At 59.3% G+C, this 12,235-nt stretch carries 13 protein-coding genes; 6 read left to right on the top strand and 7 right to left on the bottom strand.

The genetic code is table 11. From position 1 onward, the window contains the following. Positions 1–101 precede the first annotated feature (101 nt). Positions 102–1,901 (top strand): ABC transporter transmembrane domain-containing protein, encoded by a 1,800-nt coding sequence (locus ACQZ63_RS07580; protein ID WP_111801842.1) that lies wholly within the window; start codon positions 102–104, stop codon positions 1,899–1,901. Between the two features lie 11 nt (positions 1,902–1,912). Here ACQZ63_RS07580 and ACQZ63_RS07575 read toward each other — a convergent pair whose 3' ends face one another. The 6 genes from ACQZ63_RS07575 to ACQZ63_RS07550 form a co-directional block, all read right to left on the bottom strand. Then, positions 1,913–3,559 carry an FAD-binding dehydrogenase gene (locus tag ACQZ63_RS07575; RefSeq protein WP_448799116.1) on the bottom strand — a complete coding sequence of 549 codons (1,647 nt, stop codon included), beginning with the start codon at positions 3,557–3,559 and terminating at the stop codon, positions 1,913–1,915. Positions 3,560–3,648: 89 nt separating this feature from the next. After that, a complete protein-coding gene (locus ACQZ63_RS07570; protein WP_003511422.1) occupies positions 3,649–4,680 on the bottom strand; it encodes a peptidoglycan -binding protein in 1,032 nt (343 codons plus the stop codon). Between the two features lie 2 nt (positions 4,681–4,682). Then, positions 4,683–5,702, bottom strand: coding sequence for a hypothetical protein (locus ACQZ63_RS07565; protein WP_035199661.1), 1,020 nt, complete (start codon positions 5,700–5,702; stop codon positions 4,683–4,685). A gap of 200 nt (positions 5,703–5,902) precedes the next feature. Beyond that, positions 5,903–6,703, bottom strand: a complete 801-nt coding sequence (locus ACQZ63_RS07560; RefSeq protein ID WP_003511424.1) for an inositol monophosphatase family protein — start codon at positions 6,701–6,703, stop codon at positions 5,903–5,905. A 164-nt stretch (positions 6,704–6,867) separates the two neighbouring features. Next, positions 6,868–7,968, bottom strand: coding sequence for a tetratricopeptide repeat protein (locus ACQZ63_RS07555; RefSeq protein WP_019564913.1), 1,101 nt, complete (start codon positions 7,966–7,968; stop codon positions 6,868–6,870). 8 nt (positions 7,969–7,976) lie between these two features. Continuing rightward, positions 7,977–8,630, bottom strand: coding sequence for a thiamine phosphate synthase (locus tag ACQZ63_RS07550; RefSeq protein ID WP_003511427.1), 654 nt, complete (start codon positions 8,628–8,630; stop codon positions 7,977–7,979). Positions 8,631–8,733: 103 nt separating this feature from the next. On the opposite strand from ACQZ63_RS07550, the gene ACQZ63_RS07545 reads away from it, so the two are divergent. Further along, the gene (locus tag ACQZ63_RS07545) at positions 8,734–9,498 is read left to right on the top strand and encodes a sulfite exporter TauE/SafE family protein (RefSeq protein WP_003511429.1); all 765 of its coding nucleotides are present in this window, start codon (positions 8,734–8,736) and stop codon (positions 9,496–9,498) included. 100 nt (positions 9,499–9,598) lie between these two features. On the opposite strand, the gene ACQZ63_RS07540 is transcribed toward ACQZ63_RS07545, so the two are convergent. Beyond that, the gene (locus ACQZ63_RS07540; RefSeq protein WP_003511430.1) at positions 9,599–9,775 is read right to left on the bottom strand and encodes a YdcH family protein; all 177 of its coding nucleotides are present in this window, start codon (positions 9,773–9,775) and stop codon (positions 9,599–9,601) included. Positions 9,776–10,011: 236 nt separating this feature from the next. Here ACQZ63_RS07540 and ACQZ63_RS07535 point away from each other — a divergent pair, with 236 nt between their 5' ends. The 4 genes from ACQZ63_RS07535 to ykgO all read left to right on the top strand — a co-directional run bounded on the left by ACQZ63_RS07535 (position 10,012) and on the right by ykgO (position 12,202). Further along, the gene (locus ACQZ63_RS07535; protein ID WP_003511431.1) at positions 10,012–10,215 is read left to right on the top strand and encodes a YdcH family protein; all 204 of its coding nucleotides are present in this window, start codon (positions 10,012–10,014) and stop codon (positions 10,213–10,215) included. Between the two features lie 154 nt (positions 10,216–10,369). After that, entirely contained in the window at positions 10,370–10,837 is a 468-nt protein-coding gene (purE, locus tag ACQZ63_RS07530; protein ID WP_034501985.1) for a 5-(carboxyamino)imidazole ribonucleotide mutase, read from the top strand. Positions 10,838–10,848: 11 nt separating this feature from the next. Further along, entirely contained in the window at positions 10,849–11,937 is a 1,089-nt protein-coding gene (locus tag ACQZ63_RS07525; protein ID WP_035199671.1) for a 5-(carboxyamino)imidazole ribonucleotide synthase, read from the top strand. Between the two features lie 139 nt (positions 11,938–12,076). Beyond that, positions 12,077–12,202, top strand: coding sequence for a type B 50S ribosomal protein L36 (gene ykgO / locus ACQZ63_RS07520; RefSeq protein WP_003497670.1), 126 nt, complete (start codon positions 12,077–12,079; stop codon positions 12,200–12,202). The last annotated feature ends 33 nt before the right edge of the window (positions 12,203–12,235 follow it).

Raw genomic sequence — 12,235 nt, 5'->3', positions numbered from 1 at the left:
CTTGTGAAAGGAGATAGCCGCAGGGACTAGAATTTTACCGCGCGCCGGAAATTCACCCGCAAAAGGCCGAAAAACGGCACGGAACGAGGAGTGTAGCGGACGTGGCAGACATTGAAGAGCAGAAAGCGGCTAAACAGAGAAACCTGAAGCCGCTGCTTGGCCTGTTTCCCTATCTCAGGCGGTATCGCGGCCTGATGGCAGCGGCCCTGTTTGCGCTTGTGCTTTCTTCCGCCACGACACTCGCCTTGCCGCTTGCCGTTCGCCGTATCATCGATCACGGTTTCCAGACGCCGGACGGTGGCATGATCAACAGCTATTTCGCCGTGCTTCTGGCCATTGCCGTCCTTCTCGCTCTCGCCAGCGCCATGCGCTATTATTATGTCATGACCATCGGCGAAAGGGTCGTTGCCGATCTGCGCCGGGATGTCTTTGCTCATCTCACCACGCTGTCGCAGCAGTTTTTCGATGCCAACCGCTCGGGAGAGCTGACCTCGCGGTTGACCGCGGATACCGTACAGATTCGCTCGGCCTTCGGCTCCTCAGCTTCCGTTGCGCTACGTAACATCATCATGTGTTGCGGCGCGGTGGCGATGATGATCTATACCAGCCCCGGCCTTTCCGGCCTTGCGCTCCTGGCCATCCCGTTCATCGTTTTTCCTTTGATTGCTTTCGGGCGCTCGGTTCGTGCCCGCTCCCGCAATACGCAAGACACATTGGCCAATTCCGCCGCCTATGCCTCGGAAACTATCGGGGCGAGCCGCACCGTGCAGTCCTTTAACGCCGAGGCGCTTGCGAATGCCCGCTACGGCGCCTCCGTAGAAGCAGCCTATCAGGGTGCGCGCGCAGCGATAGGCGCCCGCTCCATCCTCACCGCCGTCGCCATCGCGCTCGTTTTCGGCAGTGTCGTCGGCATTCTCTGGTATGGCGCGCAAAGCGTTTTGTCCGGCGGCATGACGGCGGGTACGCTTGGCCAGTTCGTGCTTTATTCGGTCATCGCGGCAAGCGGCCTAGGCCAGCTCTCCGAAGTCTGGGGTGAACTGGCACAGGCGGGCGGCGCGGCTGAACGGCTTTCCGAACTGCTGAACGAGCGCTCGCCCGTTGCCGAGCCGTCAGCACCCGTTTCGATGGTTCAGCCGCCGCGCGGCGAAGCGGCATTCGAGAATGTCAGTTTCATTTATCCACTCGCAACCGGTGGCCCGATCATCTCCGGCCTCTCCTTCAAGGTCAATGCCGGCGAAACCGTCGCCATCGTCGGCCCTTCCGGGGCGGGAAAAAGCACGGTCTTTTCGCTGCTGATGCGATTCTACGATCCGCAGGAGGGCCGCATCACCATCGATGGCGTTGATATCCGCGATGTTAGCCTTGCCGATCTGCGCGCGCGACTGTCTATTGTTCCACAGGATGTGGCGATCTTTGCCTCCTCCATCCACGATAACATCGCATTCGGTCGGCCGGCTGCGACACGCGAAGAAGTGCGCACGGCCGCTATCGCCGCTCAGGCAGACAGCTTCATCGCCCGGCTGAACGATGGTTATGACACGCAGGTGGGCGAGCGCGGCGTAACGCTTTCCGGCGGTCAACGCCAGCGCATCGCCATTGCCCGCGCCATCCTGCGTAACGCCCCTATCCTGCTTCTTGACGAAGCGACCTCCGCACTGGATGCCGAAAGCGAAACGCTGGTGCAAAAGGCGCTCGATGAGCTGATGAACACCCGCACCACCATCGTCATTGCCCATCGCCTCGCCACTGTGCTGAAGGCCGACCGCATTCTGGTGATGGATGAGGGCCGTATCATCGAGGAAGGCACGCACCAGAGCCTTATCCGCCAGAACGGCCTTTATGCGAGACTTGCCCGGCTGCAATTCCAGACAGGGCCGGACGAACTGCGCGCTCAAGCGTGAGCCGTGTGGGCTTAAGCCATCACGCTACCCCCCGCGACACGGCCCGAAAACAGGCAACCGCCGAGGAATGTGCCCTCCAGCGCATTATATCCGTGCATGCCGCCTCCGCCGAAGCCTGCCACCTCTCCGGCAGCATAAAGGCCCGGAACAGGGTTGCCGGCCGCGTCCAGCACCCTCGCCTCTAGGTCCGTATGCAAACCGCCAAGCGTCTTGCGCGTCAACACATGCAGGCGCACTGCAATCAGCGGCCCTTTTGTCGGGTCTAGCAACCGATGTGGTTTTGCAGTGCGCATCAACCGATCACCAAGATAACGCCGCGCTCCGTGGATCGCCGTAACCTGCGTATCCTTGCTGAAACCGTTTTCGATCTCCCGGTCTCGGGCCTCTATCTGATAGCGGATGTGGTCAATATTCAGCCGATTGTCCCCGTTTATGGTATTCATCGCCGCCACGAGTTCTTCCAGCGTATCACGGACGGCGAAATCCTCGCCACGTTCCATGAAAGCCCGCACCGGCCCCGGTGGCTCCTTGCCCAACCGTCTGAGCAGTAGCCGCACATCCTTGCCCGTCAGATCCGGATTTTGCTCCGAACCAGAAAGCGCAAATTCCTTCTTGATGATTGCCTTGGTCAGAATGAACCAGCTGTGACCGCTGCCGCGTTCGCCCAGCATCTTAAGCGTGCCGAGCGTATCGAAGCCCGGCATCGCGGGTGCAGCGAGCCGGTTTCCATCCGCATCGCACCAGAAAGACGAGGGGCCGGGCAAAATACGAATGCCATGGTCCGGCCAGATCGGATCGTGATTTTTCACGCCCTCGGTATAATGCCACATACGGTCGCGATTGATGACCGTTCCGCCCGCTGCTTCCGTAATAGCGATCATACGGCCATCCACATGCGCAGGCACGCCACAGACCATGGTCGCGGGGGGCTTGCCCAGCCGCTCCAACGGCCAGTTGCGCCGCACCAGTTCCTGATTGCCGCCGATGCCACCGGAACTGACGATGACCGCCGAGGCCGAAAGGACAAAATCACCCTGCTCTTCCCGGCTGCTTGGTTGCCCGCGCAACACCGGATCCCTGGCAAGAACAACACCGGAAATGCCCGTCACCCTGCCGTCAGTGATATCCAGATGATCGACGCGGTGGCGGAACCGAAAGGTGAGCCGACCGCTTGCCGTCATGGTCTTTGCCTTTTCAACGAAAGGCGCCAGCACACCGGGGCCAGTGCCCCAGGTGACATGGAAACACGGAACGGAATTGCCGTGGCCATGAGCAAGGGAACCGCCACGCTCGGCCCAGCCGACCACGGGAAACCAGCGCATGCCCAGCCGATGCAGCCATTGACGTTTCTCCCCCGCGGCGAAATTGAGATAAGCCTCCGCCCAGCGGCGCGGCCAATGATCTTCTGGGCGGTCAAAACCGGCGGAGCCGAACCAGTCCTGCCTTGCAAGATCGAGATTGTCGCGCACCCGCATTCTGCGCTGTTCGGGACTATCAACAAAAAACAGACCACCCAGCGACCAGAAGGCCTGCCCGCCAAGGTTCTGCTCCCCCTCCTGATCCACAAGGCAAACACTGAAACCGCGCTCAACAGCCTCTGTCGCTGCGACCAGACCGGCAAGCCCCGCGCCAACAACGATCACATCATATCGCTCCATCAGCTCCTCCCAGATGCGACAGAATTACGTTTACGCGAACGTAAATTCACTTGCAGCTCAAGGCAACCGCTATGATACGGCTTAAGGTGTCAGCGTTCGGTGAGCTTCAGTTCGATACGGCGGTTCTGCTGGCGTGCTTCCGGCGTGTCGCCTTCGGCAATCGGCTGATATTCACCGAAACCGGCAGCGACCAGCCGGTTGGCCGGAACACCCTTGGAGATCAGGAACTTCACCACGGAGGTTGCGCGTGCCGAGGAAAGTTCCCAATTGTCACGGAAGCGACCGGACCCGGAAAGCTGGACATTGTCCGTGTGGCCATCCACGCGCAGAACCCAGTTGATCTCGGTGGGGATTTCCTTGGCAAGATCGATCAGCGCGGCCGCCAGCTTCTCCATCTCCGCCTGCCCTTGCGGATTGAGGTCGTTACCACCGGATGGAAAGAGCACTTCGGACTGGAAGACAAAGCGGTCGCCGACGATGCGAATGTTTTCGCGATCCGAGAGGATTTCACGCAGACGCCCAAAAAAATCAGAACGATAGCGGTTGAGTTCCTGAACCCGCTGCGCCAGCGCAACATTGAGACGGCGGCCGAGATCGGCGATCTTGACTTGTGATGAGGTATCCTTGGCTTCCGACGCCTGCAGGGCGGCTTCCACCGATGCGATCTGCGCCCTGAGCGCCGCAATCTGCTGGTTGAGCAATTCGATCTGTGCGGAGGCGCGGGAATTGGCCTGTCTTTGGTCATCCAGCTCGCCGGTCAGGCTGCCAATCCGGGCATTGGCGCTTGCATTGTTGCCCGATCCCGCATCGAGAAGCGACTGCAGGCGTGAGCGCTCGCTTTCAGATGCGGCAAGGGTTGATTGCAGGCTCGCCAGCGCGTCCTCGATATCCTGCTTGCTGCCCTTTTCCATGGCCAGAAGTTCGGTCAATTCGGCAATCTGGCTGTTGAGGCGGGTCAACACCTCGTCCTTGCCACTAATTTCCCGCGACAGAACAAATTGCGCCAGCACGAAGACCGTCAGCAGGAACATGATGGCCATGAGCAGCGTCGACAGCGCATCGACGAAACCCGGCCAATAATCCACACCCCTGTCGCGGCGGCGGTTGCGCGCAAGCGCCATGGCTACTCGCTCCCGTTATCGTGCCGGGTGCGTCCGGAGGATTTTGTCTCGCCGTCGATACGTGTCGACAACCGGTCGAGCGTGCGGCGAAGCGATTTCGATTCCTCCTGCTGCGCCTCGATCCAGTCACGCAACATCTGCTGCTCGCTGCGCATGTTCTTGACCAGACCTTGAATGCCTTCAGCAAGACTCGTCATGGCGGCGAGCGAGCGCTCAGTGCTGACCATTGCGCCGGGTTCAGCGTTGAATTCCTTTGGCCCATCCGCCGACGTATCCGTCACCGACGACAGCCAGTTTTCGAGCTGGGTGTAAAAACGGTTCTGGGCACGGCCGGCCTGAAGATCGAGGAAACCGAGGATCAGCGAGCCTGAAAGGCCGAGGAGCGACGAGGAAAACGCCGTTCCCATGCCGGAAAGCGGCGCGGTGAGACCGGACTTGAGCGAGCTTAGAATATCGTTGCTGGTGCCGGCGCTGGGATCGAGCGACTGAATGACATTGCTGATGGCGCCGATGGTGCCGATCAGACCCCAGAAGGTGCCGAGCAGGCCGAGAAACACCAGAAGGCCGACAAGATAACGTGAAGTATCGCGCGATTCATCAAGGCGTGTCGCGATGGAATCGAGAATTGTCCGCTGCGTAACTGCAGAAAGCCGGACTTCGCCACGCTTGCCGATCAACGTGCTCATGGGGGCCAGCAGTTTTGGAGCGCGGCCGACTTTCTCGGCGCTGCCGGCGGCCCGGAATGCGTTAAACCAGCGGACTTCCGAACGCAGGCTCATGGTCTGGGTGAATACCAGAATGATGCCGATGACGAGAACGCCGAGAATGAAGCCGTTCAAGCCCGGATTCGTCATGAAGGCCGTGTGCGCCTGCCGGTAAAGAATGGCCGCCAGAAAGCCGACGAGGATCAGAAACAGAACCATCGTCCACAGAAACGGTGTGGGGCTGGACAGCTTGTGGCTGTATTGCCGTGTGGTCACCGGCTTCTCCACGCCGAGATCGAGCAACTCCGAATCCGCCATAACGTTCGCATTCCCTTCGGTCACGTATCAACCGGACGCTATTTGAAAATTGCGACGATTTGAAGCGAAAAGCCTGTCTTTCGTCACAGGCATTTCACGAAAGCCGGCTTGACCGAAGACCGAAAAAACAAAAACGCCCGGCGATAGTTCGCCGGGCGCCTAAAACCTGGATTAAACGGCAGGTTTTCTGCCGAAATCGATCAACGACCCGGAATCGGACGGTTGGCAACTTCCACAAGTGCCTTGTGGATATATTCGTTTCCGGCAGCAACACTGCCGCTGCCGAAGATATCCGCGCCGCCCTTGGCGTCGGAGGTGAACCCGCCAGCTTCGCGAATCAGCACCAGACCGGCCGCCATATCCCACGGCGAAAGCTCTGCTTCCCAGAAACCGTCGAGGCGACCTGCTGCAACATAGGCAAGGTCGAGTGCTGCAGCACCCATGCGGCGGATGCCGGCTGCTTCACCCATGACATGGCGAAGTTCGACAAGGAATTTGCCGTGATTGCCGCGACCGAGATGCGGCACACCGCAGCCGATGACGCAATCCGTCAAGGCCTTCCGCGCGGCAACGCGGATACGACGATCGTTAAGGAACGCGCCGCCGCCACGCTCGGCGGTGTAGAGTTCGTCGGTCGCGGGATTGAAAATCACGCCGGCTACGACTTCTCCGTTACGCTCGAGCGCGATGGAAACGGCGAAATGCGGAATGCCGTGCAGGAAGTTGGTCGTGCCATCCAGCGGGTCGACGATCCAGCGATGCGCACCATCACTGCCCTTTTCCTCGCCGCCTTCCTCACCCAGAAAATCGTAGGTGGGGCGGGCTTTCATCAGCTCGTCGCGCACGATCTTTTCAGCCTTGAGGTCCGCCTGCGATACGAAATCGCTCGGTCCCTTGACCGAAACCTGAAGGTTCTGCACTTCACCGAAGTCACGCGACAAAGACTTACCCGCCTTGAGGGCGGCCTGAACCATCACATTGAGAAGGGCTGAACGTGCCATCGAATTTGTTTCCTGGAAAGCTTGCGAACCACCCGCAAGCTAGCCGGGCAGGAACGTCATTATTTTCTTGAATTGAAAGTTTGCGGTTCAAGACCACAAAACGCGCGGAAATTCAAGGCAAAAAGCCTGCACATGCACGCTGGCGCCGAACAACCGGCCTTGCATCACATCGGACGGAAACGATTTGCCGCCTCGATAGCCTTTTTCTGCTGCTCGTCGGTGATCCCGAGATAAAAATCCTCGAGAGACGGATCCTTCAGCCCGGCGCGGCGGGAAAGCACGTACCATTTGGCCGCCTCCACCGGATCGGGCCGTGTGCCGAGCGCCTGAATGTAAAGATGCGCCACCTTGTTCTGCGCCACGACATTGCCGCGCTGCGCAGCACCGTAAAGCCAGCGGAAGCCTTCATCCAGATTTCGCTCGCCGCCAAAACCGTTGACCAGCCAGATGCCGAGATCGACCTGCGCGGTATCGTAGCCTGCCTTTGCGGCCCGCGTCAGCCAATCGCGCGCCTTGGCCTTCTTTTCGGCCGGCACATCCTTGACCGAGTGGTAGATCTGCGACACCGCATATTGCGCGTCGGCAATGCCCTGCTCGGCGGACTTTTCATAATACGGCATGGCCATCAGCAATCCCTTTACGCCGGGATTTTCCGAAACCAGTATCTGCCCCCAGTTGAACTGAGCCGAAGCATTGCCGGCTTCCGCCGCACGGTGCATGTAATCGTCGGCCTTCGCCTTGTCGCGGGTAACGAACTTGCCCTCCATCAAAATGAGGGCGAATTTGAACATCGCGACGGGATCGCCACCCTGTGCCGCCTGCTGGTACCAGAAGGCCGCGGTCTTTTCGTCGCGGGCGATGCCGAGACCACGCGACATCATTTCCGCCACCAGCGTCTGGGCGGCCGCATCGCCGTTCTGCGCACGGTTGAGCGCCTTGTCGAGCGCCTGGACATATTCGCCGCGCTGGAAATGCCCATAGGCCTCATCCACCCGGCCCTTGAACTCCTTTTCAGGCGGCAAGGCCGGCAGGTCCGCGCCCATGCGCTGATAGACGTTGACGCCCTGCGACGGTTGCAAGTCCTTCTGCTCTTCGGACTGCACCCTGCCCTGACGGGAAGGCTGCGCCTCATCCTCCAACTGGCGGGAAAGCGCGTTGCTTTCGCTTTGCGGTCCGGATTGGGCAAAAGCAACGCCCGCCGGCGCGCCTAAAGACAGCGCCAGCAGCGAAATAGAAAGGCAGACGTGAACCGAGCGCATCAACATCGCCTGTATCAACCGTCAAACCGTGGCGCTTTTTCGTCAAGCAACGCGTTGATTTCAGAAACGGCCTGGGCAGCACCCGAGGCATTGTCAAAAACGCCGCTGCGCATCGCCACGAATTCCACGCCGGCTTCGGCCACGGCAACCACCGACGAGATATCGGTGCCGCCCATGACGATGGATGGAATCTCGATCATCGATGCCCACCATTCGCCGAGTGCCAGATTTTTGGGATGCGCTTCCGGCTTGATGTCGCCTTCGAGCTTTCCAAAAAACACGTAGTCCGGATTGGACTCACCCATCTCCAGAGCCTTATGCCGATCATCGGCATTGCCACCGCCAACGATCAGCTTCGGCGCGAAATTTTCTACGGCCTCCGCAAGCGCCTCGGCATTGCCCGCCACATGCAGGCCATCCGCCTTCACCCGGCTCGCAACGCGGCTGTCGCCCGCGATAAGGGCAGCGGCACCAGCCTCCTGCACCATCGGCACGATCAATTCGGCGCGTTTCTGGAAAGTGGCGTCATCCAGATCATATTGCGGAATGATGACCGAAGCCACATCGCCGCCTCGCAGTGCTTCTTGCAATTCTGTCGCCTGCTTTTGCGCGTCGTCCAATTGCGGGACGATCAGAACAAGGCGGCAACGGTTATCAACTTTGGTCATCGGTTCGTCCATTTCAGGCAGAAGACACTTTCGGCGTTATCTGCACTCGTTTTGATATGATAAATCCGATAGACCGGACCGGCGAAAGGATCAACCTTCATCCATGCTGACCGATTTTCATTTTTTCCTCGTCGCCATCCCCGCAGTCGTGCTTGTCGGCCTTTCCAAGGGCGGGTTGGGCGGTGCGCTGGCACTGATGGGCGTGCCGCTGATGGCGCTTGCCATCCCGCCCGTGCAGGCGGCGGCAATCTTCCTGCCGATCCTGATTGTGATGGATCTTGTGGCGCTATGGGCCTGGCGGCACCACAACCACCGGCAAACGCTCCTCATCATGCTTCCGGGCGCGATCGCCGGCATTACTCTCGGCTGGGCGACCTCAAGCCTCATCTCGGCAGACGCCATGCGCCTCGTCGTCGCCTCGGTGACGATCCTGTTCGTACTGCGTTATTTCCAGGAGAGCTTCAAAAGCCGCAAAGGGCAGGAGATTCCGGCCAGACCGCAGCGTCCGGTGGCTGCAACGCTCTGGTCCAGCCTGTCCGGTTATGCGAGTTTCGTGGCCCATGCGGGTGGCCCACCCTTCCAGATCTATGTTCTGCCGCTGAAGCTCGATCCCAAGACCTATACCGGCATGAGCGTGCGTTTCTTCGCGATCATGAATGCAATCAAGCTCATTCCCTATTTCGCGCTGGGAGCGCTTGATGCAACCAACCTCAAGACATCGGCGAGCCTGTTGCCGGTGGCAATGCTGGCGACGCTTGCCGGCGCAAGGGTGGTGAAATATCTGAAACCATCAGTGTTCTACCCGCTGATGTATACCATGGCGCTGATCGCGGCGCTGAAACTGCTGTGGGACGGGCTGCCTTTCTAGACCCAAGGCGGCCACTAAAAAGCCCTGGCAGCACGCACGTACCGCCAGGGCCGAAAAAGAATCCGTCAGTCCTTCATCGAAGGCTGGGGAATGGCATCAATCAATGCCTTGTGGAGGCGCGAAGCCTCTGTAGTTCATCCTTCAGGCGCAGTTTACGGCGTTTGAGATCGGCGATCTCTCTATCGTCAGAGGACGGGGAAGCAAGAATACTTTCGAGCTCCTCCTCCAGAGCACCGTGTTTCTTTTCGAGCGATGCAATATGAGCCTGAATGGTCATGCGGCACGTCCTTCCATTTTTAAGCCTACCTCCAGCTCTCCATCGCTGGAGTTTCAGGTTTGCGACGACAATGTGACATGGATCGTTGGTCTTGTCGAAGGCGAAATGAAGGCAATAAGTGGGCAATTTGGTCGCAAGGGATAACTTCCCGTTACCGCGATTTGATGATAGAGGCTCGAGAACCGATGACATACGCGCCGGAGGCTCTCCGGCTGGCATAAAATGGGGATGACAAGATGCCCGATCAGGACCAGGCGGACATCAGGCTTACGCTGGCGCGGCTGCGCCAGGAGCATGAGGATTATGACGCTGCGATCAACGCGATGATCCAGACCAACTGCGATGCGCTGAGAATACAACGCATGAAAAAGAAAAAGCTGGCCGTCAAGGACAAGATGACCCAGATCGAAGATCAGGTCATTCCCGATATCATTGCCTAGAGTGGCTTCCGTGCTTCCTGCCGGATGCACGAGAGACGCTCTAATCTATTGAATTTACGCATCGTGCCTTGCAGAAATCAAAATCGATTTTTGCGCCTATGCTGTAAGCCGGAGAAGCGAAGTGACAGCAGAGACACCCCCCGTCGCCATCATCATGGGCAGCCAGTCCGACTGGGAGACCATGAAGAATGCCGCCGATACGCTGGATGCGCTGGACGTGGAATACGAAGCCCGCATCATTTCCGCCCACCGCACGCCTGATCGCCTTTATGATTTTGCCAATGGCGCGAAAGACGAAGGCTTCAAGGTCATCATCGCGGGTGCCGGCGGCGCCGCCCATCTGCCGGGCATGACCGCCGCCATGACCCCGCTGCCGGTTTTCGGCGTCCCGGTACAATCCAAGACGATGTCCGGGCAGGACAGCCTCTATTCCATCGTCCAGATGCCCGCTGGCATTCCCGTCGGAACGCTTGCCATCGGCAAGGCCGGCGCTATCAATGCCGCACTTCTGGCAGCTGCGGTTCTGGCGCTGGGCGACGAGGACCTGGCAGACCGGCTCGATGCATGGCGCGCGCGCCAGTCAGCGGCCGTTGCCGAATATCCCATGGACAGCGCCCAGTGACAGCCTCTAACATGACGATGAATACGAACAATCTCACCATCGGCATCATCGGCGGCGGGCAGCTTGGCCGCATGCTGGCAATGGCCGCCGCACGCCTCAACCACCGCACCATCGTTCTCGAACCGCAAGCCGATTGTCCGGCGGCGCAGGTCTGCAACAGCCAGATCGTCGCGGAATACGGTGACGAGACGGCGCTTGCGGAACTCGCTCGCCTTTGCGATGTCGTGACCTACGAATTCGAGAACGTACCCGTCACCGCAGCCGAGACGCTGAGCGCTTCTGTTCCCGTTTATCCCCCGCCGCAGGCTCTCAGCGCCTCGCAGGATAGGCTGACGGAGAAACGCTTCCTCAACGGTTGCGGCATTCCGACCGCCGATTTCCGCGCCGTGGATAATCAGGAAGAACTGGAGGCGGCATTGGCCGCTTTTGGTGGCAAGGGTGTGCTGAAAACCCGCCGCATGGGCTATGACGGCAAGGGCCAGAGGCTTTTCAAGGGTGGTGAGGACATCGCAGGCGCATTCGCAACACTCGGTGGCGTGCCGCTCATCCTCGAAAGCTTCGTCGCTTTCGAGCGGGAAATCTCGATCATTGCCGCCCGTTTCAGGGATGGCACCGTTACCTGCTACGATCCGGCCGAAAACATTCATCTGAACGGCATTCTGCATACATCCACGGTGCCGGCAGCACTCTCCGATGCGGCGAAGGCGGTTGCCGTGCAATCGGCGGAAAAGCTTCTGGCTGCGCTCGACTATGTCGGCGTGATCGGCATCGAGTTTTTCGTCCTGACCGATGGTTCGCTCGTTGCCAATGAAATGGCGCCGCGCGTGCACAATACCGGCCACTGGACGGAAGCGGCCTGCGTGGTCTCGCAATTCGAACAGCATATACGAGCCGTCTCCGGTCTTGTCCCCGGCAGCACGGCCCGCCATTCGGATTGCGTCATGACGAACCTCATCGGCGATGACATCAACGATGTGCCAGCATGGCTTTCGAAAAAAGACTGTCTCGTGCATCTTTACGGCAAGACACAAGCACGGCCTGGCCGCAAGATGGGCCATGTGACCGAGCTTTTGCACACAGGAAAAGCCTCAGTCTTTTAAGGCAAAGACGTCTGGAAGTGTTGACAGGCAGGGGTCAAACGGGTATTTGCCTGCCAACCGAAAAGAGCGCGCCCCGTTGCGCGCTTTTGATTGTTTGAATAAGCACGGTAAAAGCCGTGCAAAACTGCGGACCAGTAAAATGAAAATCAAGAATTCGCTTAAAGCGCTTAAGGCCCGTCATCGCGATAACCGCCTGGTTCGCCGCAAGGGCCGCGTCTACATCATCAACAAGCAGAACCCGCGCTTCAAGGCTCGTCAGGGCTGATTGAGTGCCACTGCGGTTCGCGATCACATCGCG

Source organism: Agrobacterium sp. CG160-95, assembly GCF_053521725.1.
The sequence above is the reverse complement of the archived record's forward strand: the minus strand, read 5'-3'. Positions and strand labels throughout refer to the sequence as shown.